This window comes from Methanoregula sp., from assembly GCF_049518935.1.
Lineage (GTDB): Archaea > Halobacteriota > Methanomicrobia > Methanomicrobiales > Methanospirillaceae > Methanoregula.
The window spans coordinates 364,067-389,615 of sequence record NZ_JBEKRH010000001.1 but is presented as its reverse complement, the minus strand read 5'-3'; the positions used below and the strand labels follow the sequence as shown (position 1 = coordinate 389,615).

At 52.7% G+C, this 25,549-nt stretch carries 25 protein-coding genes; 12 read left to right on the top strand and 13 right to left on the bottom strand.

Features of this window, described 5'->3' with window-relative positions:
• Positions 1–65: 65 nt before the first annotated feature.
• Positions 66–335 carry a hypothetical protein gene (locus tag ABSE13_RS01880; protein ID WP_424026780.1) on the top strand — a complete coding sequence of 90 codons (270 nt, stop codon included), beginning with the start codon at positions 66–68 and terminating at the stop codon, positions 333–335.
• Positions 336–412: 77 nt separating this feature from the next.
• Entirely contained in the window at positions 413–697 is a 285-nt protein-coding gene (locus ABSE13_RS01875) for a hypothetical protein (RefSeq protein WP_424026779.1), read from the top strand.
• A 10-nt stretch (positions 698–707) separates the two neighbouring features.
• On the opposite strand, the gene ABSE13_RS01870 is transcribed toward ABSE13_RS01875, so the two are convergent.
• Entirely contained in the window at positions 708–1,628 is a 921-nt protein-coding gene (locus ABSE13_RS01870) for a DUF4349 domain-containing protein (RefSeq protein ID WP_424026778.1), read from the bottom strand.
• 213 nt (positions 1,629–1,841) lie between these two features.
• Here ABSE13_RS01870 and ABSE13_RS01865 point away from each other — a divergent pair, with 213 nt between their 5' ends.
• The 6 genes from ABSE13_RS01865 (at position 1,842) to ABSE13_RS01840 (ending at position 9,190) form a co-directional block, all read left to right on the top strand.
• Positions 1,842–2,936, top strand: a complete 1,095-nt coding sequence (locus tag ABSE13_RS01865; protein WP_424026777.1) for a hypothetical protein — start codon at positions 1,842–1,844, stop codon at positions 2,934–2,936.
• A gap of 408 nt (positions 2,937–3,344) precedes the next feature.
• Positions 3,345–3,947, top strand: a complete 603-nt coding sequence (locus ABSE13_RS01860; RefSeq protein WP_424026776.1) for a HEAT repeat domain-containing protein — start codon at positions 3,345–3,347, stop codon at positions 3,945–3,947.
• A 189-nt stretch (positions 3,948–4,136) separates the two neighbouring features.
• Complete coding sequence (locus ABSE13_RS01855; RefSeq protein WP_424026775.1) at positions 4,137–5,336, top strand: ankyrin repeat domain-containing protein; 1,200 nt, start codon at positions 4,137–4,139, stop codon at positions 5,334–5,336.
• 136 nt (positions 5,337–5,472) lie between these two features.
• A complete protein-coding gene (locus ABSE13_RS01850; RefSeq protein WP_424026774.1) occupies positions 5,473–7,623 on the top strand; it encodes a PAS domain-containing protein in 2,151 nt (716 codons plus the stop codon).
• A gap of 111 nt (positions 7,624–7,734) precedes the next feature.
• On the top strand, positions 7,735–8,355 hold the full coding sequence (locus tag ABSE13_RS01845) for a superoxide dismutase (protein WP_424026773.1): 621 nt from the start codon (positions 7,735–7,737) through the stop codon (positions 8,353–8,355).
• A gap of 361 nt (positions 8,356–8,716) precedes the next feature.
• Entirely contained in the window at positions 8,717–9,190 is a 474-nt protein-coding gene (locus tag ABSE13_RS01840; protein ID WP_424026772.1) for a CAP domain-containing protein, read from the top strand.
• A gap of 130 nt (positions 9,191–9,320) precedes the next feature.
• Here the strand turns inward: ABSE13_RS01840 and ABSE13_RS01835 are convergent, their stop codons facing one another.
• The 3 genes from ABSE13_RS01835 to ABSE13_RS01825 form a co-directional block, all read right to left on the bottom strand.
• Positions 9,321–9,638 (bottom strand): hypothetical protein, encoded by a 318-nt coding sequence (locus ABSE13_RS01835; protein WP_424026771.1) that lies wholly within the window; start codon positions 9,636–9,638, stop codon positions 9,321–9,323.
• 80 nt (positions 9,639–9,718) lie between these two features.
• A complete protein-coding gene (locus ABSE13_RS01830; protein WP_424026770.1) occupies positions 9,719–10,036 on the bottom strand; it encodes a hypothetical protein in 318 nt (105 codons plus the stop codon).
• A gap of 1,144 nt (positions 10,037–11,180) precedes the next feature.
• On the bottom strand, positions 11,181–11,426 hold the full coding sequence (locus tag ABSE13_RS01825; RefSeq protein WP_424026769.1) for a hypothetical protein: 246 nt from the start codon (positions 11,424–11,426) through the stop codon (positions 11,181–11,183).
• Between the two features lie 215 nt (positions 11,427–11,641).
• On the opposite strand from ABSE13_RS01825, the gene ABSE13_RS01820 reads away from it, so the two are divergent.
• Both ABSE13_RS01820 and ABSE13_RS01815 read left to right on the top strand, forming a co-directional pair.
• A complete protein-coding gene (locus tag ABSE13_RS01820) occupies positions 11,642–12,268 on the top strand; it encodes an ArsR/SmtB family transcription factor (protein ID WP_424026768.1) in 627 nt (208 codons plus the stop codon).
• Positions 12,258–12,677, top strand: a complete 420-nt coding sequence (locus ABSE13_RS01815; protein WP_424026767.1) for a hypothetical protein — start codon at positions 12,258–12,260, stop codon at positions 12,675–12,677. The genes ABSE13_RS01820 and ABSE13_RS01815 overlap by 11 nt, the downstream gene beginning before the upstream one ends.
• 29 nt (positions 12,678–12,706) lie before the next feature.
• On the opposite strand, the gene ABSE13_RS01810 is transcribed toward ABSE13_RS01815, so the two are convergent.
• From ABSE13_RS01810 to ABSE13_RS01795, 4 genes are all read right to left on the bottom strand, one after another.
• Positions 12,707–13,426: a hypothetical protein gene (locus tag ABSE13_RS01810; RefSeq protein WP_424026766.1), complete on the bottom strand. Its 720-nt coding sequence runs from the start codon at positions 13,424–13,426 to the stop codon at positions 12,707–12,709.
• 199 nt (positions 13,427–13,625) lie between these two features.
• Positions 13,626–14,351: a hypothetical protein gene (locus ABSE13_RS01805; protein WP_424026765.1), complete on the bottom strand. Its 726-nt coding sequence runs from the start codon at positions 14,349–14,351 to the stop codon at positions 13,626–13,628.
• Between the two features lie 118 nt (positions 14,352–14,469).
• Complete coding sequence (nrdD, locus tag ABSE13_RS01800; RefSeq protein WP_424026764.1) at positions 14,470–16,653, bottom strand: anaerobic ribonucleoside-triphosphate reductase; 2,184 nt, start codon at positions 16,651–16,653, stop codon at positions 14,470–14,472.
• A complete protein-coding gene (locus ABSE13_RS01795; RefSeq protein WP_424026763.1) occupies positions 16,653–16,922 on the bottom strand; it encodes a glutaredoxin family protein in 270 nt (89 codons plus the stop codon). Before ABSE13_RS01795 ends, nrdD begins: the two co-directional genes overlap by 1 nt.
• A gap of 133 nt (positions 16,923–17,055) precedes the next feature.
• Between ABSE13_RS01795 and thpR the strand changes: the two genes are divergently transcribed.
• Together thpR and cca are read left to right on the top strand one after the other, a co-directional pair.
• On the top strand, positions 17,056–17,595 hold the full coding sequence (gene thpR / locus ABSE13_RS01790; protein ID WP_424026762.1) for an RNA 2',3'-cyclic phosphodiesterase: 540 nt from the start codon (positions 17,056–17,058) through the stop codon (positions 17,593–17,595).
• Positions 17,589–18,956, top strand: a complete 1,368-nt coding sequence (gene cca, locus ABSE13_RS01785; RefSeq protein ID WP_424026761.1) for a CCA tRNA nucleotidyltransferase — start codon at positions 17,589–17,591, stop codon at positions 18,954–18,956. Before thpR ends, cca begins: the two co-directional genes overlap by 7 nt.
• Before the next feature lie 134 nt (positions 18,957–19,090).
• On the opposite strand, the gene ABSE13_RS01780 is transcribed toward cca, so the two are convergent.
• The 5 genes from ABSE13_RS01780 to ABSE13_RS01760 form a co-directional block, all read right to left on the bottom strand.
• Positions 19,091–20,632, bottom strand: a complete 1,542-nt coding sequence (locus tag ABSE13_RS01780) for a PAS domain-containing protein (protein WP_424026760.1) — start codon at positions 20,630–20,632, stop codon at positions 19,091–19,093.
• Positions 20,633–21,114: 482 nt separating this feature from the next.
• Positions 21,115–22,137, bottom strand: coding sequence for a Coenzyme F420 hydrogenase/dehydrogenase, beta subunit C-terminal domain (locus ABSE13_RS01775; RefSeq protein ID WP_424026759.1), 1,023 nt, complete (start codon positions 22,135–22,137; stop codon positions 21,115–21,117).
• 5 nt (positions 22,138–22,142) lie between these two features.
• Complete coding sequence (locus ABSE13_RS01770; protein ID WP_424026758.1) at positions 22,143–22,886, bottom strand: GltB/FmdC/FwdC-like GXGXG domain-containing protein; 744 nt, start codon at positions 22,884–22,886, stop codon at positions 22,143–22,145.
• A gap of 3 nt (positions 22,887–22,889) precedes the next feature.
• Positions 22,890–24,401, bottom strand: coding sequence for a glutamate synthase-related protein (locus tag ABSE13_RS01765; protein ID WP_424026757.1), 1,512 nt, complete (start codon positions 24,399–24,401; stop codon positions 22,890–22,892).
• Positions 24,398–25,447, bottom strand: a complete 1,050-nt coding sequence (locus ABSE13_RS01760) for a class II glutamine amidotransferase (RefSeq protein ID WP_424026756.1) — start codon at positions 25,445–25,447, stop codon at positions 24,398–24,400. Before ABSE13_RS01760 ends, ABSE13_RS01765 begins: the two co-directional genes overlap by 4 nt.
• Positions 25,448–25,549 lie beyond the last annotated feature (102 nt).

Here is a 25,549-nt window from a genome sequence, read left to right as displayed (position 1 = left end):
GGTACGGTCTGCACGATCGACCCCAATTTTTTTCCCCGGTCTCCGGATAGTTGTCCGGATATATCATGACCGACTTGGAACGTTTTCCCCTCGGAACCCCCTTAAGACCATCCCCGGCATTCGTGCCCTGGTTCATCATCGATTTTGTACTGTTTGCTCTCCTGATCCTGTGCTGTACCGCGTTCCCGCTCCTGCTTTCGGATACCGGAGCCCCTCTTGCCGGAGCGGCAGCTCTCGGCATCTTCGTCCTTGCTCTCCTTCTCTTTGCCACATGGACCCGGCTCTACTACCAGAGCATGTCGTACGAGCTCCATGATGACGAGATGCGCTGGTGACGGGGCGTCTGGTTCCGCACAACTGGTATCGTTCCTTATAATCGGATCACGAACCTGGATATCCGCCAGGGGCCGTCATGCGCAGGCTCGGGATCTCCAGCATCTCCATCCAGACTGCGGGATATTCCGGACAGGCCGTGCCGGAGATACGGATCGAAGCTATCGAACATGCCGAGGAACTCCGTGAGCTTATCCGGTCCCTGGTGCGCCGATGCAGCTCTCACGGTGACGGCACGGGTACCCGGGACGGGCCGGGTGCCCCGCAGGAAGTCCAGCCTGCCACCGGCTCCATGGCGTTCAATATCCTGATGCCCGGTGAGCTCAGGAAGATTCGCATAATTCTTGAACAGCAGAAAAAATAGCAGTGAAAAATTAGGGACTCTCTTTTTTGTCCGGTGCCGGCTGCGCCGGGTTTTTCCCTTTCCTCCAGCGGTAGATACCGTACCCGATGGCCCCGATGATGATAAGCGGGAGAATGGTCAGGAAAAAGATGATGATTGCGTCAATCATGCCCAGGAACCCGGCAATTCCTTCATTGATGGTAGCAACAAAGTCATGGCCCGCCTGCCCGCCGACCGGTTCCGGCTCCTGGAGATAGACCGTGATGGATGATAGATCGATCCGGTTGTTCATATAGTTCAGCCTGCCGTTCAGCTGGTCTAATTGTGTCTGGACTTGGTCGATCTGTTCCTGCACCGTGATGATATCTTCAACTTTGGTGCTCTGCTTCATAATTACATTATACTGAGCCAGCTGGTTCGTGTACGAAGTCTTCTGTGCCTGGAGATCCACGTATTCTTCAGTTACATCCTGCCCGCTTGTCGAGATCGACTTGACGGTCCCAAGTGCCTTTGCACCGGCAATGGCATTGTCGAATCCTACCGCCGGGATCCGGATAGTGACGGTGCCGGTGAGCTGGTTGTTGTAATCCTTCTGGATGTTTGTTGAGGATAGATATCCCCCCTGAGCAGTTGCTACTGCCTTGAGGGTATCAACCGTGCCGGGTACATCCTTGACCTCGAGGGTCATCTCGGCGGTTTTGATGATTTTGGTGTCGATGGCCCCGGAACCGGTGATGTCACCGGCAGTCGGGACCGGCATCATGACAGATCCGCTGCTTCCGGCCAGGACCACATTGTCTTCAGTCAGCACGCGGCTGTTTGCCGGTGAGATATGCGTGATATCTGGGGGGGAACTTTGCGTGGAGACGCTGCCAGAGGAAAGTCCCGTGCAGCCTGCTGCAGCGATCATAGCAATGATCACCACAAGCAGGGCAAAAACCTTGTAGTTCATATACACTCGATGGTCCGGGAAATATAAAAACACGTCGTTAACTGCGGTTTTTTTGGCAGTCATGGGGGGATTTGCCGGGCATCGTCAGGATAACCTGCAGGTTCCATGATCCAACCGTGCCGATTTTACGAATTTAATATACTGCCTGCAGACCGTGTATGCAGAGTTCCATCATGGAGGATGGAGTCCGGAAATACGTGGGGTAGATCGAACATGTCAGCAAAATCATCTCTTCTGTTGTTTGCTGCGGGGTGGTTGCTGCTTGCAGTAGCCACATTACCGGCCCAGGCTTCAGGTATAACCCAAACTTCCGCAACACCATCAACGGTTGTGACCGGAACGTTCCCGTTGTTTGATGACCAGGTCCCGTCCAGCCAGGCGCACCTGCTCTGGCTTGCAGCCCGGGAGGATGTCGGAATGCAGGCAACCATCGGATATATCGCGTCCATCAACGGGTCGACCAGCACCCTCTCCTCCATTCATGGGGACTTTGTGAACTGCCAGGGAAGTATCAGCCATGCGACAACACCCGCTGATATCAGGGATGGCCTTGCCGATCTCCGCAGGATCACGGAATCGTTCCGCGGAGAAACGGACGCCCGGCTCAGGGAAGCCGGCGGAAACCCTGAAAAACTCTGGCGGGTTGTACAGAACGCGACCTCCGGGAATCCTGCCGTCGCACAGGCCGAAGACCTGTACTGGGAGACCCGCATGCGAGTTGGGCTTTCGGATTTCGACCAGTGGGTGAGTCAGGCCAAGAGTACAATCACGCAATTACAGGAGAACGGGTATGAAACTACCTCAGCACAGGAGAACCTTACGGAGATCACCACAATGCGCAGCACACTCGAGATTCCATTCCGGGCGAGGAATGATGCCGATATCGATCAGGAAAGAAAGACGATTCATGGTGCGACCGTAGAATATGCACAGGCAATCCGGGCTTCGAAAAAGATCGTTCCTGAACGCGAGATGGAAGGGAACCTGCTGGATCAGGGCGAGGGGGTCCTGACCCGTTCCGGCATGATGAATGCGAATCTCACCTCTCTGGGTATTAACTGCACGAAAACCCGGGTGCTGGTCGAGACCGGTCATGCCCAGATTGCTGCCACCATTGCACAGGTGAATGCCGGGGATGTCCGTGGGGCGAGGTCTACCCTGGCCCAGCTGAACGAGACCATTCGTTTCCTCCGGGATGACTACCGCGGGATTCTTGTGCGAGAAGACCTGCCCCAGACCACAGCACAGGGAGTGCTTTCCGTTGCCCAGTCCCTGGATGTGATGTCTGTCCGTCTGGGAGCGTTCTGATTGGGAACTGGTTCAGGGAGCCAGATATGCGATGTGTCTGCATATGATCGGAATAACGCATTATTACCGGCAACCCGGGATGAATGCGGGTTCTGCCTGCGGGAGCATGTACATGCACACGTGCCTCTCTTGTGGGCAGAATGCCGCAGGACCAGGTTATAAACCAGATGTTCAGGAGGTTATCGCGAGCCCGTGAGCGAGGGAATGGAGACTGTACCATATATAACGAATCCTCATCCACAACTATGCAGCACTGCAATATCCCATACTAACCCATACCCGTGGCGGGCGAGTAAATCCCGCCCCCTTTTTTACCTGCGCATTTCCGATTCATTCATGCCGGATTTTCGCGGGACTGCCCTGGATCTCCCTTATATAAGAATACGGGAGATATCTCATGGTGATACTATGACCGAGACAATAATCCCGGAGAAACCGGAAAGCGGAGAGGATCTGGAAAAGCTGGGGATCGAAGGGCTTGTCAAGGCGCTTCATGACAGCACGGATCCCCAGGTACGGCAATATGCAGCGTACCTGCTCGGGAAGGCACAGAGTCCCCGGGCAATCCAGCCGCTGATAGAGGCTATGGCAGACTTTGACAAATCCGTCCGGGCGCAGGCAACCCTTGCCCTTTCCTCGATTGGGAAAGCCGCCGTTGCACCTCTCGCAGAAGCCATGAAAGAGCCCAAGTGGGAGACCCGGTACCGGGCGGCAGAAGCACTTGGAAAAATAGCCGATGAGAAAGCTGTCAAGCCCCTTATCCAGGGTCTCAAGGACAACCGCGATCACGTGCGGTACATGGCAGCCAAAGGGCTGCGGGGATTGGGCGACTCCGACGCGATCGAGCCGATGATTATCCTCCTCAGGGATGAGAACGTGTATGTCCGCACCATGGCAGTACGGGCACTGGGAGTTATCGGGGGTAAGAAGGCCGGGGAAGCCCTGACAAAGGCACTTGCCGATGAGCAGGATGAGAAAGTCAGGGAAACAATAACGGAAGCACTGAAATAATCTCTTTTTTTTCAACTCTTTTTTCAGGAATGTCACACAGGTTTCCGAATCTGATGGGCCGGAAGGTACGCATGGCATTGGATATAAACGATCTAATTTTTAATATCCGGAATGGAATTAGAAATACTTGTACGAGTACAATCTCCGGAGTCCCTACTGATGCCCCCCGTCCCACAGGAACTGCAGTTGATGGAAGCTATTGAATCTGGCAATCTGGAAACCGTACGTGCTCTCATCGCAAAAGGAACCGATGTCAATTACCGGGGCTCGCACGGCGAGACACCTCTTGTCAGATCCATGCTCTGCGACGACCCGCGTATTTGCGGTGCTCTCCTGGAATCCGGGGCAGACGTCAACCTGGCGACTATCAACGGGTACAGTCCCCTTACATTCGCCTGCCTCCAGAACAACTTTGAATATGTCCGGACCCTGCTCAAGTATAAGGCCAATGTCTCCCAGAAAACCGAGGAGGGCTGGACACCCCTCCTTGTAGCATCCACCAACCCTTCGATCTTCTTTGACAACATAGATCACGAGTTTTACAAAAAACTCCTCGAGATTGTCTATAAATATTCCCGCTATCATCCGGATTACAATCCTGTCCGTACGGTCAGCCTGCTCCTTGCTTCCGGTGCCAATCCCAATGAGTCCAACATGTTTGGTACAACCTCGCTGATGGCCTCGGCAAGCATGGCCAATTACCAGATCATCAAGGTCCTGATGGAACAGAAGACCGCGATCGACCTGCGCGATACTGAGGGAAAGACCGCGCTCATGTATGCGGTGATCGCAACCATTGAGGAACTGATCGACAGCCTCATCCACCTCCGGCTGGTCAGCTCCACGGTTACCCTGACGGATTTCATGACCCCGGAGATGCTCGCGCAGCTCAAGCCCCAGTTTGAACCGCAGAAAGAACTCTGCGTCAATTACCTGATCGAAAATGGGGCGGATATCCGGAGCCGGGACAAGAAGGGCATCTCTATCCTGACTCACGCATCGCGGACGGGCAACCTCAATGTTGTCAAGAACCTTGTCGGCCACGGTGCCGATCCGAAGCAAAAATCCCCCAGGGGCATCACGCCCCTCTATGCTGCGGCAATCAATGGGCACACCGAGATCGTGGATTTCCTTCTCTCCGAGGGAGTGGACATTGATGTGCGCCTCAATGACGGGGAAACGCCTCTTATGGCCGCAGTCTGGAACGGGCAGATTGCAACTGTCGAACTCCTGTTGAAGCGCGGGGCAAATGTGCATGCCAAGAAGGTCACACCTTACAAGTCCTCCGGAGACTCAAGTCTTGTCTGGGCCATGCACCGGCACAGGAACGAGAAAAACGAAAACTATGACATAATATTCCGGCTGCTTGCGGATGCCGGAGCTGAATAACCAGCCAGGTACCCTTTCCCCACTAGGAACCCGATCATGACTCGCCTTCCCTTACGAGAAGAATTTCGGATTGGTATACCGGTAAAATCACCGTGTGTTGCAGAATCCGGCCCGGACTGGGTGGACTGAGGTCCGCATGGGTTCGAAGGATATTCCCCCGTCCGGATACAGGTCATTCTCGTTTTATCTCCTGCTTTTCATGGTGATCCTGGTTATATCGATCGTCGGGTTCCAGACTATCAACGATTATCTTTATACCAAAGATAACTTTGACCTCGAATCCCACAACCTCCAGGTCCAGACCGAACAGAATGTGGAAGCAGCGATGCGCCTCTCCGATACTGCCGCAAATATCCTCGACAACAGCATGAATGACCGTATGTTGCAGGGTTTGAACGAGGTAAACCAGGAATATGCAAAGGCCGGCGGGGATCCCGCACGGATGGATCTTGATACGATACAGAAGAACCTTGGAGAGGGTTACGATATCTATGTCATCGATGAATCGGGTGTTATTGTTAAAACGACCTATCCTCCGGAACTCGGGGAGGATTTCAAGACGGTTCCATACTTTTACAGTTACCTGACAAAAATCCGTAATTCCACCGGGTTCTTCCCCGATCGCGTTGTCCATGAACTTCTCGGGGCCGGCCAGTTCCGGAAATATGCGTATATGCCGACACCGGATCACCGGTACGTGCTGGAACTGGGGCTTGGCGGCCCGTCATTTGATCTGATAAACCAGAAACTGGATAACTACAAGAATATCCAGAATATCGTCAATGCAAATCCGTATGCCGAACAGTATACGGTTTTCAATACCATGGGCCGGCGTATCGATAATAATACCCTCCCTGATAATCAAACCGAAGAATATCTTCAGCAGGTTATAAATGCCCGGCAGGATCTCGAGATATCCGATCCGGACCATTCCCGGACAACCCATTTCATCTTCGTGGACCTGAAAGATGAGACCTATGGCTCAGATCCGAGCCGGATCGTGATGATCACCTACAATATGGACCTGATCCGGAACGCGCTCAATCGCCTGATCATCTACCATCTCCTCATCGCCCTTCTGGCAATCTGCATAGGCTGCATCATCGCCTATTTCCTCTCCCGCCGGATGACCCGGCCGATACAGGCAATTGTGAAGGATGCAGGTATCATTGCAGGGGGAGATCTGGATCACCGGATCGGGACGACCCAGAACAGTGAATTTGCAGTCCTTGAACAGAGTATCAACACCATGGTCGATTCCCTTAAGGCCGCGTTCCAGAAAATGAAGGATGACGAGATCTTCCAGAAAGAGATGATCGATCAGTTGCCGGTTGCCATCTTCATCAAACGGGCAGATAACGGCCAGTACGTCTACTGGAACGCGACCAGCGAACGGCTGTTCCGGATCCCCGGATCCAAGGTAATCGGAAAGACTGACCAGGATCTTTTCCCACCGGAGATGGTATCAGCCATCAAGAAGGAAAGTATCGAGCTATTCTTAAACCGGAGCGAGGTGCGCAACAAGATCATCTCAAACAAGCACCTCGATGGGCGAATCATCCATATGATCATCGTTCCTATCTTCGATTCGAATGGATCACCCCAGTACGTGCTCGGGATCTCCGAAGATGTCAGCCACCAGAATATCAACCTCAAAATGGACCTGCTCTTCAGCATCACGCGGCATGACATCCTCGACAACCTCGCAGTCATTGCAAGCCATCTCGAACGCGCCCAGCTGATGAATTCGCACGAAGAGATGCAGCAGTTCTTTGACAAGACGATAGGGTCTATAGAATCCATCCGGAACCAGATTGCGTATATGCGAGTTCTCCAGGAGGGCGGTATCATCTCCCCCAAGTGGCAACGGGTCCGGGAAGCATTCGAGGCGGCAACCAATCTGCTCCCTGAGCATCGTGCGACGATTGGTGAGGATGTGGGCAATGTCGAGATTTATGCGGATCCACTCATGCCCCGGGTATTTTACACCCTCTCCGAGAACTCGGCGCGGAATGGCGGCAATTGTTCGTCCGGCATTCACCTTTCGGTGCGGAAAGACAATGCAGATCTGTTGATCTGTTTTGAAGACGACGGGTATTGGGTGTCGGAAGCGGACAAGGAGAAGATCTTTGATGTTGGATATGATACCGGGCAGATCCACGGGATGTTCCTGATCAGGGAGCTCCTTGGGTTCACCGGAATCACGATTCGGGAGATCGGCACACCCGGCGTCGGTGTCTTCTTTGAGATCAGGGTACCGGCTGGTAAATTCCGGAGCGTTCATTGATTGCAGCCCGTGACTACAGATCGCCACTTTTTGGTTCTGCTGCCTCCATACAATGTAAGAAATAGGGCAGCCTGCTAATACACCATTATTACTCCGTGGAGGAGAGGACGTATGGAAAATCCAAGATTGTATACCCTGCCCAAACTGCCCTACGAGTATAAGGCGCTTGCACCGCTTATCTCTGAAGAACAGCTGACTCTGCACCATGCAAAGCACCACCAGGCATATGTGACCGGCGCGAATGCGATCCTTGAAAAACTCGACAAGGCGCGAAAGGATAATGCCGATCTCGACATGAAAGCCACCTTAAAGGAATTGTCCTTTCATATCGGCGGCTACCGGCTGCACAACCTGTTCTGGGAGAACCTGGCCCCGGCAGGCAAGGGTGGCGGAGGCTTACCGAAAGGCGAACTCGCGAGAGCGATCGATGCGGAGTTCGGGAAGTTCGAGCGATTTAAAAAGGAGTTCACGCAGGCTGCATCGGGTGTTGAAGGTTCCGGATGGGCAGTCCTGACCCACTGTCTCAAGACCAACCGGCTGTTAATCATGCAGATCGAGAAGCATAACGTCAACCTTGTCCCGGGATTCCGGATCCTGATGGCGTTGGATGTCTGGGAACATGCGTACTATGTTGACTACCGGAATGACCGGGCAAAATTCATCGAAGGGTTCTGGAACCTGGTCAACTGGGACGAAGTAAATACCCGGTTTGTCACGCATTCCAAAAAATAAAAATCTGCTGCAGCTGAGTGACCCATGATCCCGGTCCCCCTCTGCTTCAGATTATGACGTACGCGGGTGGTGCGTATACATTCCCACCCGGATCACGGGAGAAGTGCCGGAATCCGCTTCTCGTCCGGCTTTTTTTCGTTCTCACATCTCCATTTCGCCCGGGTCCCGGAATTTTTGTAGCGAATGCGAGTTATCCGTCCAATTTCGTTCGTTCATAGAACCGGTGGGTTCGATGAAGCTACCCGGATGATTTTTTGAATTTATATCCAGAGCCTGTCTGATCAGGTACCTACAGGGATCTTATATGTCAGACAATTATGCTATCCGACGATATCACCGGCAGACCATGCCGGTGCTTGGTATGAACAGAAAGAAAAAATATCTTAAAATCTTCCTTGTGATAATGGTTGTCGGGGCAGCACTGGCTGCATATTTCGTATATACCTCCGGTATCCTTGCCGATGACAATCCCCGCATTCCCCAGCAGTTTGTCGACCGGATCAACCTTGAGCGACAGGCAAACAACCTGCCCCCCGTCCACATGGATGATGGCCTGAATAATCTTGCTACAAAAGAGAGCCAGGACGTGAAATTCTCCCAGCTGACCAGTATGTTGCAACCCACTGCAAAGACTGGAGCAAGCACCAACTTCTTTGTTATCCCCAAAATTTCCTGGGCAATCTCCGGTTATGACTCCCAGCAACAGATGTTCGATACTCTGGAAAACAATGATAACACGTTCCGTTCCAATATCCTGAACAGCAATTTTAAGATGGTTGGTATTGGTGTCAGCGGTGACGGGTATAATTATTATATTGCAACAAACTGGCAGTGAGTCCCGCGTGGCCTGATATGAAAGCCCCTGCCCGGGAACCGGATCCCGGACTCTTTTTCCTACCGGAGTTGCTTGTCATCTACAAGAGACCCTAAACCGGGCGGTCCTTATAAAAAATCCGGTATATAGATCATCTGAACTTGATCGTACCTCTCCGGGGCCCTTCCCCGGCATATCTTTCGTGAAGTAATATCGGGGCAACGTACTGGGAACCCCCGGCCCTGGTGCCGTTTTTTGTCAGCCAGTCCTCAATATTCTCCTCTGCAAGACAGTGGTTGACCCGGATCGCCTTTCCTGCAAATGTCCGGATCAGCTGGTCATAAAGCGGGGCATCCAGAAACACTGAGTACTCGCATCTTTCACCATAATAAACGACAATCGTACCGTCCGCATCCCGCTCGTACTCGAATCCTGATCCCCCGTTCCAGGTTGACAGCTTCGTTCTCATCGGTACCTTGTACTATGTATCGATCTTCTGGTCGGAGATAAAAAGTCTCTCCCTGCGGGTGCTGATAACCTGGCGGTTGATCATGTTTCAGGTTCTGTCGCGTTGATTTTCTTTAAAAAATTTTCACTGAAATTTTTTCCGGATTTTTTATATAAATTTTTTTCCTGAAATCGTTCTAAAAATTTTTTGAGAATTTTTTCCAAAACTTTTTTTGGGAAAACTTTTCCTGAAATTTTTACAAAATTTTTTCCGGAACATTTCAAAAAAAATCCGTAATTTTTCCCGGCCCGGAAAATATTCCGGGTACATTTATCCCATGATCTCCAACACTCCGCTCGCTGAAAACCACCGCCCCCACCGTCAGAAACACCCCCGTCACGGACCAGTTTTTTTCCCATTCCGGACACCCCCGAATCCGGGCACTATACGGCCCCCGTTTCCAAACAAAGCCCAAAATGGGCCCCGATTGACCTCCGCCAACCCCCTGTTTGATGCGATCCTCCTGGGTTTTTCACAAAGACAGGGTCCGGAGAACCATCTCCGTCGGTGATGCAGGTTTCACGTCGGAGATCATCCTGCCGGATCATCCTGCCGGAATACCACCGGGAAGATACATTCTGCTGATCTCCATTCTCCGACGGAGAGTCATTCCGGAAAACTCTCCCGGACCTGTTCCAGTGTGCCTTATTCCCGGAAAACGGTGCAATGAGGAGATTTTCCCGGGCGATACGGGCCCGGATTGAAATTTCTCCGTCGAAGATCCAAACGTGCGCTAATAGACGCAATTTGGATGGCCGATCTCCTTCTGATCAGGCTTTTGTATGGGAAAATGAAAAGAACCCCTGTTTTGGACCTTACGGGTACGGCCGCAGGATTGCAGATTTACGTCGGATAACTATCAACTGTTCGTCGTTTGCCGACGTGAAACGATCATCCGGACCCCCTGTTTGGCAAAATCTTCCAGGACTTTCGCACCAAACCGGGGGTCGGCGGATCCTAATCCGGGCGCGTATAGGGCTCCGTTACGGGAAAATGGGGAATCGGGGCACGTATAGGGCCCGGATTGGGGATGGTCTGAAACCGAAAAAATGAGGGTCCGGGGGGTGGTTTCTGGACGGGGTTTACGGTGTGAGGTGCGGGGATTCCGGTGCCGGGTTTGTTGTAACCGGGCCGGGAATATTTTGGAAAATTTTTTTACAAAAAAGTTTTTGAAAAATATTTTTCATGGACCGGATTTTTTCCGAATTTTTTCCGGAAAGATTCTAAAAAATTCCGGAAATTTTTTTTCGAAATGTTCCGGAAAATATTTCCGGAAAAAATTTTTGGGAAATCCGGAAATAAAATTTTCAGGAAAAAAAACCAGTGCCGAACCTGCGAAGGAATTGTCTTTAAAGCCATTCATCAATTCATCACCATATCGGACGGCTGAAGGAAGCGGGAGACCTCGTTGAGTCAGCGGAAGACAGCCCCACGTGGATCTGTAACAGTCTCACTCAAGTTCGGGCGGGGAAGCGATGAATCGGGTTGGCGGCGACAAAATAATTATTTTTTAATCAAATTGTATCTGCCATTTTCATTCCCGATCTCTTCAAAATATTCGTAAGTTGTGTAATGATGTTTTGGGCTACCTTTACAACATCTTCGCATTTCTGTTCTTACATCTGTAATAGGATGAGTGGAGCCTGCTTGTTGCATAACTCCAAATATTTCATCAATTGTTATCTCATCTATACCCTTAACTTCAGCAATCAATCTTGCCGCATGAAGAATCTCTTTGTGTGCTACCATACAATAATTCAGGAATTACTTACTCTATTTATAGATAGAGCCTTGCCATTGTCGTACCCACCTTGCCTATCTTATCTTGCAGTATTACCACGTCATATATTTTTTATCACCAACCGCTACTTATCACAAGCATCAAAACTTATCAATCAACCGCCATCCTATCAGAACCCCCAAACAATCCATTTAAATATCCCCCACACTAACGTTTTGTAAACATGAATGACGCTGCTGAGGTAGCCCGGTTGCTCGATATCCTCGGTAATCGCAACCGGCGGCGGATCATTGACCTGCTCCGGCAGAAGCCCTGTTTTGTCACCGAGATATCCGAGACCCTCGTGCTCTCGCCAAAGGCAGTGATCGATCACCTCCAGATGATGGAGCGGGAGGAGATCCTTTCCTGCGAGATGGATGAACGGCGCCGGAAATACTACTACCTGGCAAATGACATCCTGATCGATGTCAGTCTAAAGGGCCTCCGGATTATCAGCGAGCCAGAACCGGAAGAAACGAAACAGGCTGCATCACTCAGGCGGACCGTCGCCATGCTGAGGCGCATGATCAGGGCCCACGACCAGATCCTTGAAAACCTTGAGCAGATCAACCACGATATCGAGATGAAGATCACCGATCTTGCCCACAACCATAAGGATTTATTCAGAAGCGAACGAGAGATTAGTGTAATCATCGCACTCTCCCACCACCCCCTCGCAATTGCCGATCTGGAGCAGGTCACCGGCATACCGAAAACCCGGCTGTCGGATATTGTGAGGGAATTTGAGAGGCGCGGAATCGTAGAACACCATAACGACTTATATTCACTCGGAGGTATTCATGCAGAATAACCCAACCGGCCCCTACGATGATGTGTTCAACAACCTCGCAAAGATCGTAGAGGATATCGTAAAGAATATGCCTGAAAGCCAGCATGCACGCATTGTGGGATATACGATCATCACCCGTCAGGCAAACAGCGGAGATCCGGAGATGTTCCATGCTGGCATGCAGGACGATGACGATGAGATACCCTATGAGGTCGTGGAAACCGATACGGATCTCTTTATAACGGCGAAGTTGCCGGCTGACCCGAAAAACGCACCCATTGCGGATATCGAGATCACCTGCGTACGGATTATCGTGGATGGGAAAACGACCACGATCATGCTGGATCATCCGGTCGATCGTATCCACAGCTATTACCGGATTCACCGGGGGGTAATGGACATCTCCCTTAAAAAGAATAAGGATCTCTGATTTTTTTTATTTGTTTACGGTGGTTCGTTTTACGCAAGTTTCCAGATGCCCCGGTCCTGGTCATTGAAGGGAATATCAACGTACGTATCGTTTGCCGAGAGGGAATCGGGAACTATGTATATGATGTAACCATCCAGTGCATTGCTCGCCCCCGGGTAGAGGAAATCCGGATGTGTACCATGCGAATAACCGAAATCCTCGACATATTCTGATCCGTCCAGTTTCTGGAAATACTGGACCTCCTGGATCAGGACCGGCGTATCTTTTTCATCGGTTGCCTTGTCCGGAAGGTAATGAGAGGAATCAGGCCAGTACGTATTCCCGTTATAGTGTACGGCGATAATTGTTGCAGGTGGATACCAGACGCGGGTAGTCCCGATGTTTTCCATGCGCACGAAGATGAAGAGATACTTGTATCCCGGCATTGGTTGCTCGGGAGCAGTATAATAATGGTTGTCAAGATTGTCAAGCCAATGATATGTTTCGTTTATCCAGTACCGGTACACGGTTCCCTCGCTTGCAACGCTGCCGTTCCCGAATGGGAATACCTGTTTGAGCGTGAGTGCATGAGGAAAGGGGTCCGGTGTTGAGGTTAGCGTCAGCTGGGCAGTTGTTGTTGGTACAACAGAGACCGGTACGGTTATTGTTGATGGCAGAATTGTTTTAACGACCGGGGAATTTGTTCCGGTACAGCCCGCTGTTGCTGTGAGCAGCACCAATGCCACGCCAAGGATCATGATCGGAAGCATTTTAATAGCTCTGTCCTCCTGCGCTGGTATCCTTGCATTCCTGCTATTTCTGGTATCCTTGGAAATACTCCCCCTGCAGTGGGTTTGTTTTCTCATCCGCATACAGAATATTCAGACACGAAAACTACTAAAAAATAGTGGAACTGATCTCTGTCCCATCAGGACAGCGTCCTTCCTGCGTTCTCTGCAGAGTCCTGTTTTACCCGAGTATCCAGATCGCCGGATCCTGACCCGGCAGCACAATCCTCAGATACGAAGTCTGCGGTGTCAGTGTTGCAGGTACTTCATAGACAATGTACCCGTCAACAGCATTGCTCTCCCCGGGTGTGATATACCCGAGTTTCTGACCATGGGAATATCCGAAGTCCTCGACATATTCAGACGCATACATCTTTTTCACGAACTCGATCTCGCCAATCCGTATGATACTCGGAGGGGAATCCGCCTTCTGGTTCGGCAGGATGTGGCCGGGATCAGGGGATATGGTTGCGGAGGCGTAGATGATGCCCAGGTTGGCCTGTGGCGGCAGCGGTGCACGGTCGGTCCCCCGGTTCACCATATCGACGAAGGCGATGAGGTACTTTTTCCCTGTCGGTGCGACCTGTGTATAGTACCGGTTGTCATCCGGGCTCCACCATTGGTACGTGTCGTTGATCCAGACTTTGTACACGGTGATATCGGTTGTCCACTTGGTGCCATTGCCAAACAGGGCGACTGCATTGAGCGGTAGGGCACCCGGGAACGGTTCAGGTGTGAGTGTCGGTGCAGCGGTGGTTGCGATGGTTGCTGGTGGGAGGGTAGTGACGACTACATCCGTTGTCTGTGGCGGAGTTTTTGCCGGTGCGGGGGCAGATGGCCCGGTACAGCCGGCGACTGCAACAAGCATGATCAGGCCCAGAGCAAGGCAAACTTCCAGATACTTCATAGACTATCGTGATCGAGTGAGGTGAAAAACATACCGTTTCCAGAACTGGAGATCCCGAGGGCTCCGAATCGTTGACGTTCACAAAAGGGGAAAAAAAGGGTTTACGAATGATCTTACATCAGGCTTTTACCGGGAAGTCTGACGGGGTCCATTCGCTGATCGGTTCCTTGTCTTTGCGCATCTCGTGGAACTGGCGGAGCGAGACCGTGATGTCACGAGTGAATGCGAAGTACCCGATCTGGGTATTCCGGCAGAGTTTCATTGCCATGTCCATGAGTCCCCTCGGGTCCGGGCGTGCCTCGCCAAGCCAGATGTGGAATATGTTGCCGCCATCAACTATCGGGAAGAAGACATGTTCGATCTCCATCCGTTTTGTCAGCGGGACATCTGCCCCGGGGGCCACGTGGGTACCGTTTGTGTAATAGATCGGCAGGTCACGGCTCCTGCCCAGCTGCGGGAGGCTGTACTTCAGGTCCCCCTTAATCACCTCCTTTGCAAAATCATGATAACGGCGGTCGAGCAGGTCAGCAACGGCAAACCTCTGACCCGTAGTCTCAGCGGGTGTGCGGGCAAGGGCGATGGTCATGTTGTTCTTCTTTGAGAGCTCGCGTCCATAGAGTTCCATCTCGGTCATTGCACGGATTGCGAGCTTGAATGCTTCCCTTGATTCGTGGAGCTGCTTGCCGGTATGGTGCTGCACCATCTCGTTGACCCCAACGACCCCAATCGTGTATACGAGCCCTTCCAGATCCACGGCAAGCGCCCCGCGTTCTCCGGTGTTCGGGTCTTTTGGGCGCTGCATGGCAAATGGCATCCGGCTGTTTGCCCGTATCAGGTCCATCCACCTGCGCTTGATCCTGAATATCTCAACTGCTACATCCATAAGTTTCTTGAGTTCTGCAAAGAGCCGGGTATCGTCCCCTTCGGCGTTATAGGCAGCACGCGGGCAGTTGACTGAAACTACCTGCCATGACCCCATCGAGAAATGCCGGCCGTCTTCAAAGACCATTTTTTTGTCAAACTCGGAATCCTTGTCGGCAACGGTCGAGAACTGGTAGGCACAGCACTGGTAGCAGGAGATTCCTTTTCCGGCCCCGCGATAGGCAGGAAGCTGGTTGTCGTAATACGGGGTACCGAATTTGGAGGCGAGCTCAAACGTCATCAGGTACAGGTCCTGGTACGTGGGGAGATCAGGGTTTTTCCGGTTGAATTCCTCTTTTTCGTGCATAAACTCGGGTTCTATCGAGATCTCGGGCTTCGGGAAGTTGAACGGCTTTCCCCAGTAATCGCCTTCGAGCATCACGTCCATGAGCGCCTTGAAGAGCAGCCGGACTTCGCGCTCGAATTCACCATACGTCCGGAGCGGGGCCATGTGCCCGTCCCAGATCTTTCCCTTATAGACACAGGGCTTATCGTGCCAGAGGGCCGGGACACCCGGTGAGAGCTGGATGGATGAGAAGACCAGCTGGCCCCCACGGGCCACCATCATCTGTGTCATCTCGTACACGAACATCTGGACCAGCTGCTTGATCTCTTCGTAGTTCATCCCCTCACAAAACGGTGCAAGGAAGGTGAGGAAGTTGTAGTACCCCTGCCCGCCGGCAAAATTGGTCTGGGCGGAGCCGAGGGCCTTGACCGCATGGAGGATCGCCACTTCTGCCCGTTTTGCCGGGCCGGCAACCGAGGCTTTCGTACCATTGCCATCCGGCATCAGGCCGTAATAGAAGAAGTATCGCAGGTCCCAGTCCTGGCAGAACGGGCGGGTACCGAAATACTCGAGATCATGGATATGCATCTCGCCCGAGAGGTGATGATCTGCAAGAGTCGGAGGGAGCTGGAGCAGGTACTGCTCCTTTGAGATCTTGTCTGCCTTCTTCTTATGGGAAGTCTCTGCGTTCTCCTGCAGGTTCGCATTGTCATGAGCCTCAAATCCCTTCCCGACATCGATCTGATGCGCGTCAAAGACCGGTGTGCCGACCCTGGTCGAGACATTCCGGTACTGTATCATCCCTTTTTCAAGGAGGGTGATGTTAACGATCTCACGGATGAGCGGGCCTGAGAGCGACTTGAGTCCCATGTTCTTGATCCGGTTCTCAACTTCAAGTGCGATCTCCTGCGCGGTCTCTTCGCTTGCTCCCTTGTACCCGTAGAATGTCTCAACGAGTTTTGTTTCCTCAACAATCTGGTGGGCGATCCGGTTGCGGTCCCATTCGATAATATGCCCGTCAGTTGTTCTAACCGGAGGGAGCGTTGGTGTATAGGCACCAAAAATCGTCTTCTGCCGAGTCTCCCGTTTGGGCATTATTCACCTTTTAAGAGTCTGGACAGGTGTTCTGCATCGAGTTTGCCGGAGGGAAACAGATCCGCGGAGGTAAAGAAATCCTCGTTGCGCTGGAGGACCGGGGCCTCGTTCACGAATACACCATTGACCCGCAGTTCGGTCAGGGACTCTGCACTGGACAGGTCGCGCTCGTCAAACGGATGCCCCGCTTTCTTCAGGAATGTCTTGAGAATTTCGCAATTCGGGCAATATTCAAGCGAATATACGATCAACTGAGATTTCTTCGGCACGAAAAAACACCCTCACTCTGTCAACTATCCAATAGGCAGTATGTGAATAAAAAAATCTTGGTTATGTACTGACCGATCCTACGGACCCATAGAGCGATCACCATTTGTAGAGGAATGGAATAATAGTACCTTAATGGTCAGGGCGTTTATTGCGCTTGGGTTATCCCGGGAGATCCGGGAGAGCATCGGTGAGGCACAGCAGCAGCTCCGCGGATGCTATGCCCGGCTGGCGTTTGTGGATCCAGCCCAGATCCACATTACGGCAAAATTTCTTGGCGAGATAGATCTGTCAACCCTTGAAAAAGTGAAAGAAGCCCTCAAGGGAATTTCATTCGCCCCGTTTCCGGTAACCGTCGGGAAGGTGACACTCAACAACCCCCGCCGTCCGCAGACGATCTGGTGTACGGTGGAGGACCGGGGCAGAGGCACTGAACTTGTTGCCTTAATTGACCGCGTCCTGACACCACTGGGATGCGAATCCGAAACCCGCCGCTTCCTTCCCCATGCAACACTGGCACGGGTGAAATCGCCGGACCCTTCTCTCTTTGCCGCACTGAAACGGATCGGTGACCGGGAGTTCGGCAGCTGCATGATCGCGGGCATTACCCTGAAGAAGAGCACGCTTACCCCACAAGGCCCCGTATACGAGGATCTACTGGAGGTGACGTGGTGAGCCGGCTGCCTCATGAAGAGGAGGTGCTTGCAACCCTCCGCCCGACACAGGCGGAAAAAGATCATGTCTGTGGGATTGCCGAGCGTCTTCTCGCGGCAATTGCAGGAAGCGGCAAGGCACAGGGGATGGTTGTCGGGTCCATTGCCCGCCATACCTGGATCAGCGGAGACCGGGATCTCGATGTCTTCCTCCTGTTTGATCCGGCACTCCCCCGTGAGGCTCTCGAAGAGCAGGGTCTTGCACTTGCCCGAAGTATTGCGGCAGCGTTCACGGACCGCTTCCATGAAAAATACGCGGAACATCCGTACATCAATGCCGTAATCGATGATGTGGATGTGGATCTCGTTCCCTGCTACGATATTGCCAGCGCTGAACGGATACAGAGCGCCGTGGACCGTACCCCGTTCCATACGCGATACATCACGGACAAGATCAACGGCCTGATTGATGACGTCCTCCTCCTCAAACGGTTCGCCAAGTCCAGCGGTATCTATGGCTCTGACGGGATGACGGAAGGGTTCTCCGGGTATCTTTGCGAGCTTTTGATCCTTCGTTATGGGGGATTTACCCCGCTCCTGCTGGCCGCATCGGAATGGAAGCCCCGGACCTTCATCGATCCGGAAGGACATGCTGCCAAGGAGTTTGATGAGCCCCTTATTGTGATCGACCCGGTCGATCCCCGGCGCAACGTGGCCGCCGCGGTCTCCCTTGACCGGATGGCCGAGTTTGTGGAACTTGCCCGGGGATACCTGGATGCCCCGTCACCGGTCTTCTTTACACCTCCCTCCCCCCGCCCGATCTCACCGGATAAACTGGACGGCCTGCTTGCAGCCCGGGGAACCTTCCTGTACGCGATCATCTTTGACACGCCTCCTTATATTGAGGAGATCGTAGTTCCGCAGCTGAAGCGCAGCACGTATGCGATCTGCGAGCACCTTGAGCGCAACGGATTCCCTGTGCACCATGCCCATTACCGGATGGGAAAGAATACCTGCATGTTTCTTTTTGAGCTGCTGGTCAATGAACTGCCGGTGATCCGCAGCCATTCGGGCCCCCCAGTCTGGAACAGGGTCAACGCAGAAAAATTCCGGGCCAAGCATATCAGTTCCTCCCTGCCCGGCCCCTTCATCAACAATGGGAGGTACGAAACGGAAGTGCCCCGGGAGTTCCGGAGGGCTGGTGAACTACTGGCGTCCCCTTCGCTCCTGCAGGTAGGCCACGGAAAACATGTGCGCCAGTCGCTTGGTGCAGGCTGGCAGGTGCATAGGGGGAGCGAGTGTTACCTGCCGGAATTCGCCCCTTTTATTGCCGGGTTTTTCTCCCGCTGCTCCCCGTATGTGCGCATCCTGCAGGAAAAATAATCCTGTTTTTGCAGTCCTGCAAACGGGAGCGAATGATAGTTTTTTTCCCTTTGTGCGTGGCTGTACCATATCCAATCTGCTGTACGTATGCCCGTCGGTCCGCTCCAGAATGCATTCACCGGAAGTGCGTTTTTTTATTTTCGGCTCGTGTTACTCTCAGATTGTTTTCGACAGGAAACGTCCCGGATAATGACTAATATGCTCGTGATCTCTCCGGTTGCATCCCGAATGGGGCTTGAGATGAGTTCTCCCCAGAATGGAGTACCATCTGCTTTTCTCAGCAGGTACTCGTATGGTTCTGAATCGATATCTCCCGACAGGATCTTTTCTATCCTCTCACCTGCGATCCGGGCAAACGAGGGATCAATATAATCCATCACCGGACTTCCGATAATATTCCGTTCGCGGGGAATATCGAAAATCTCATACACCCGGGGAGTATCGAAGATGATCCGGCCTTCATGACTGATGATGGATATGCCGTCTCCGGAGGCACTGACAATCGCCCGATACTGCTCTTCGCTTTCCCGCAGATTCTGCTCCAGCCATTTGCGCTCCGTAATTACAACCGAGATGATCAGTGCAGTCGGCAACCCCCCATCCCAGGTAACCGGGCTGATCTGGTGGGTGAACCATTCTTCCACGGTATCACCCAGCGGGTGAGAGCACTCAAACCGCATCACTTCACCTATGCTGAAGACGCGTTCGAGTGCGGACTGCAATATTGGCTTCTGGTCGGGTGTCAGGTAATCATAGGCGCTTGTGCCGATGAATGAAGCCGGTGTGTGAGGTGGATGTGTCTTGTTGATGAAGAGGATGGAACCGCTTTTATCCAGTATAGTGATTATTGCCGGTGCTTTGGTGATGATTGAACGCCATTTGGCCTCATTTACAACAATTTTTTCCTGCGCGATCTTGAGATCCGTTATGTCATTGAGGGCGCCCTGAATGTAAAGGACAATCCCCTCAGTTGAGGAGACATTGTGAATTATTCCCTGGAGCCAGCGGATCCGGCCATCCTTATGGATAATGCGGATGGGGGAATCGACCCGGAAACCCGGTACGGTTGTCAGTTGACGGATATCCTCCTCAAATTTGCGGCGGTCATCCGGATGAACGAGCCCGTCGGGCAAAATTATGCCGGCCCTGATCTCATCGATGGAATAACCGGTGATCTCCTCCACTTTGCCTTCAAGGAAATGGTAATGGCCCCCAGGGTCTGACTGAAACGCAATCCCTTCAAAATTACGGACAAAATTCTGGAGCTGTTCTTTTGACTCCTCCAGTTGTTTCATCACCCTGCGTTTTTCAACAGCCTTCTCGATCTTGTGTGCAAGCTCGGCAAACTGGACAAGAGGATCGCCACCTTTCTGGACATAAAAGTCTACGCCATGTTCATAGGCTTCGGCTGCAACTTCCTCCCTCCCTTTTCCGGTAAAAATGAGAAACGGCTGATCCGGTTGCTCTTTCCGTACAATTTTCAGCAGTTCCAGCCCGTCGATTTCAGCCATCCGGTAGTCGGCGATGATGGCATCATAGGATGCAGCATGAAATTTCCGGAGTGCCTGGGTTGCGGTCAGTGCCGTGTCGACAGAAAACCTGCCGGAACGTTCAAGGACCCGTTTGCAGGTGTCCAGGACAACCTGTTCATCATCTACGTGAAGGACTGATATCATGAGGAATCACACGCTGCCGTACCTCGTGAGGAACGTTAGTAGTTACAATATCTCTTTTATGTATTTAAGGAATACTATTTGTAAATAATTGAATTTTGAAGTAATTTTTGGAAAATATCTTGATAATGAAAAGGATTTGTGAAAATTCCCCGGGTTTCCCAGGTTTCGTATCTGATTATTGTCAGGTTTAAGGATATGGTGCTATCCCGGGGAAGAACTGTTTCATCTATCTCATGGCCGGATACAATAGTTTATGATTCTGACCTTTCCGGATCCTTGAAGGAAATCCGATCCAACCTGCTCAACAGACCTTCGTATAGTGATCACATCATCTCTGGATCAAGAGGCTATGTATGGCCGTTCTCTGGTGAAGTATCGGGAAAACAGTATCTGAACAATTTTGTGCTATGTAAAAACCATAAATTTTAAACGAATACTGGTGAGAACGATTATGCAAAAAAGAATGGGGACGTTTTCTCCAGTTATCTTCCGGAATTTTTCTTGATCTTTGATGAGGCCAGTTTCTCAATCGCTGCCAGATCGATACCGGCACCGGTTGTGAGTTTGTGGTGTTGTACAGCACTGTCGACCATTCCTTTGCCGGTCTCGTTCCGTACAATGAGTGTGGTAGATCCTGCGGGACTTCCGATCGCGCCAGCGGAGAGATCCGACTGGACCGCAGTAAGATCCGTGCAGAAGTGGCAGCCTTTGCGGATGCAGGTCTCCAGTTCCGAAAGCGGGACGATGGTAATAGTGCCGTCCTGCTTGAGGATCTCAAGCTTGCCTTTCACATCAAGTTTCCGGATCTCGTGGGGTTCGAGTTTGTAATGCGCCTTAAGTTTTCCCTGTATCAGGGCCGTGTAATCAAATGTCTCCGTACAGAACAGCCCGACCACCAGCCGGATTGCCTTTGCATACGGTATGAGGAGGTCGTTGTCGCTCTTCCGTATATGGTCCACGGCCTGGACTGCACAGGGTACCCCCACGACGGCAATTTTCCTGAATTTCTTCTCTACGATCGCGTACTTGAGTGCGGCAAGGAGCGGCACCCACCAGCTGTACCGGCTCCCGGCCTGCTGTACGAGGACCTCGGATTTCGTGATAACAACCGATGACGGCCTGAGTGTCCAATGGTCTTCCGTGACTGTCACAACCGCATCGATCAGACCCTCATCCAGTGCATTGGCCAGGATCGCGGTCACTGCCCCGCCGCTCTGCTTCCGGGGGACATCAAACACCGCTTTGGCGGAGACGATCTCGAGATAGTTCCCAAGCGTTTCGGACGGCTGGTCGCCGATCCTGGGGCAGACTGCATAGCAGGCTCCGCAACTGACACTGTCCGTTGCCTGTTTACAGTATCCGTTGCTGCGGGGACTGGTGATCATCTCCCCTTCGTCAAAAAACAAGGCGTCTGCAGGACAGACCGCTACGCACGCACCGCACCCGGAGCATCTTCCGGTATCCCAGACCTCGCTTTTCAAATCGAGATAACTCTTTGCTGCCATCGCAATCACTCCCATGTATATTTGCTCGCAAACGGCCGGGCACTTGTGGCGGCGATGCGGGTGTATTCCGATGCAAGCAGGGGTGCTGCATCAATACCGAATGACCTGGCGAAATCCTCGATAATGGGGCGGATCATTGCTTTCTGCTCATCGGTGACCGGCGTCTGTCTTGTTCCACCCCCAAGATAGAGATCGTCCACCGGGCCCCGGACAAAGATCTCCCCCCCATGGATGCCGCTGCCCACACCCTGCTCCGAGATGGGCTGGACTCCCCCGAGCCCCAGCACGATGATAAGCCCGCCTGCCATATATTCGCCGAGGAAAGCCCGGGCACCTCCGCCGATCACTAGGATGGGACGTTTCTCCATGTACTGCTTCATGTGAATGCCGCCCCGGTAACCGATATTGTCCCGGACATAGACCCTTCCTCCCCGCATGCTGTGAGCGACCGCATCCCCGGCACTGCCGTGGATGATTACTTTTCCCTTGTCCATAGTGTTGCCGGGTGCATGGTCCGCGTTGCCGTGAAGAATGATTGTCGGGCCGCTCATGAACATCGCAAGGTCGCCGCCGGGAACCCCGTTCAATGTTATAGTAACGTCGTCACCTCTCAGGCCGTCCCCGATGAATCTCTGGCCAAGGACGTTGTTGATGGTTATCTCCTTCACTCCGTTGGCTATGGCCTTGCGGATCTGTATGTTCAGCGGCGTGTAATGCAGGTTTTTTGCGTCGATCGTCAACGTGCTCATCCCTTAGGCCCCCGCAGTCTTGACATCGAGAACATTCAGGATCCCCTCGTCGAGCATGTAGCCGCGGAGCCGGTCGCGGTTGCCGCGCAGGCTCTCAATGCTGTTGATGCCGGCGGCACCCATCAGCTCTGCGAGCTCCAGGGTCCAGCCATGGATAAGGTTCTCAACCTGCACCGCGTTGGTCTCAGGATCCAGACGCTTCGTCAGTTCGGGTTTCTGGGTGGCAATACCCCATGCACATACGCCCCGGTTGCAGGTTCCGCAGACACGACAGCCCATCGCAACGAGCGCTGAAGTACCGATATAGACAGCATCGGCACCGAGGCAGATGACCTTCGCCACATCTGCACTCTGCCGGATACCGCCGCTGGCGATGATGGACACTTCGTTCCTGATTCCCTGCTTGCGCAACTTTGCATCGACACTTGCGACCGCCACCTCGATCGGGATCCCGACATGGTCCCGGAAGACAACCGGTGCTGCACCGGTTCCCCCACGGAAGCCGTCAATGACCACGGCATCGGCCGAGGAACGTGCAATCCCGGCAGCGATCGCCGCTACATTGTGGACAGCAGCGATCTTCACAAAGACCGGCTTCTTCCATTCCGTTGCCTCCTTCAGACCGTGGACCAGCTGTTTGAGATCCTCAATACTGTAAATATCGTGGTGGGGTGCCGGGCTGATCGCGTCGCTACCTTCAGGGATCATCCGGGTGCAGGACACATCAGCGCAGACTTTCTCCCCGGGAAGATGGCCCCCGATACCCGGTTTTGCCCCTTGACCGATCTTGATCTCGATTGCGGCCCCGCGTTCGAGATAGTTGATGTCCACGCCAAACCGTCCCGAAGCGACTTGGACGATCATGTGTTTCTGGTATGGGTAGAGCGACTCGTGAAGCCCCCCCTCACCCGTACCCATGAACGTTCCGATACGGCTGACCGCTTTCGCCAGCGCCTGCTGTGCCGGCAGGCTGATCGCGCCGTAACTCATGTGCCCGATCATGATCGGGGTCTCGATCTGGAGGTTGGGAGTAAGTTTTGTAAGGAGTTCGACTTCTTTTCCGGCGTGTTCCTTTATCGAAAGCGAGGCTGGCTTCTTTCCGATATAGGTGCGGAGTTCCATCGGCTCCCGGAGGGGATCGATGCTGGGGTTCGTCACCTGGCAGGCGTCGAGCAGGAGCCGGTCGAAGATCATCGGGTACGGCAGGGCATTGCCCATGCCCCCGAGAATGATTTTACCGGTCTTTGCCTGGTTGAAGACCGCTTCCCGGATCTCCCGTGTCCAGACCGGGTGACTCCGGTAGTCTGTGGGCTTCTCGTAGATGCTGATCGCGTCTCTGGGACAGAACGCAGTGCAACGGTGGCAGGCAACACAGTTACGCGAGTTGACACGGATCTTATCGCCGTCAATCCGGTAAACACCATATGAACAGTTTTCAATGCAGCGTCCGCATTGCATGCACAGTTCAGGATCGATCTCCACTTTAAACCGGAGGGGAATGCTGCCTATGCTCATGCCACGACCCTCCCGATTACCGGCTCGCCGGCCTTTGGCATGTGGACATCTTTGATGTTCGGTTCAATCCTGCGGATAGCGGCTTCCTCGCTTGAGATGTAGAGCCGGTTGCCGTGCTCGCCGCTCACCATCGGGCGAAGTTTGATACGGTCCGTGAAGCCGACCAGTGTATTTTCATTGGCAACGCAGATCGCAAACGGGCCATTCATAAGGGCCGGGCCATATGCCATACGGAGAGCACGGTTGAGTTCTTCCTCCTTTGGTGGCATCCGGTCGATCTCGTTCCAGAATGGGGGAGCAAGTGCCCGTACAGCCATCTTCTCCGAGAGACCGTGTTTCCGTACCAGGAGATCAATGAGATAGGCGACGACTTCGGTATCGGTGTACATCGTGCATTTGTACCCATAACTCTCAATATAGCGCTGGTTGGTGCCGTAAGAGGTGATCTCCCCGTTGTGGACAACGCTCCAGCCAAGGAGGTTGAACGGGTGTGCACCGCCCCACCAGCCTGCAGTGTTGGTGGGATAGCGGTTGTGGGCGAGCCAGAGGTAGCCCTTGTAATCCTGAATGCGGTAGAAGTCAGCGACCTCTTCCGGCCAGCCGGATGCCTTGAATACGCCGAGATTCTTGCCAGATGAGAAGATGAGCGTGCCGTTGTGCGTCGTGTTCACGCTCATGACGATGTGCATGATGATATCATCAGCGGATGTATTCTGCTCCGGTGCCATCTTCGGGTCCGGCTTGAAAAAGTACCGCCATGGGGTGTGCACTCTTTTTATTTTTGAAGCAAAGGTTGGGATTTCTTCATCGTGGACAATGGTTCCCCATTTTTCGAGCTCCCGGTCGAGTGCAGGTTTGTTTTCGTGAAGGTTATCAAAAAAAACATGGAGGGCGTACGAATCTGCAAAGTCCGGGTAAATCCCGTAGGCCACATACCCGGCACCTTCCCCGTTTCCACGCTCGTTCATCAACGCTAACGCGTTCCGTATGCCGCTGCCATCCATGTACTGACGGCGTTTATCGATGACTCCAATTATTCCGCACATGATATCACAAATCGGATCGATCTATAGTAGTAAAACGTAATGGAAATTGAATGTGAGCATTCTTCTCTAAGCTTGGTTCAGAAAATATAAATGTAATTGGGT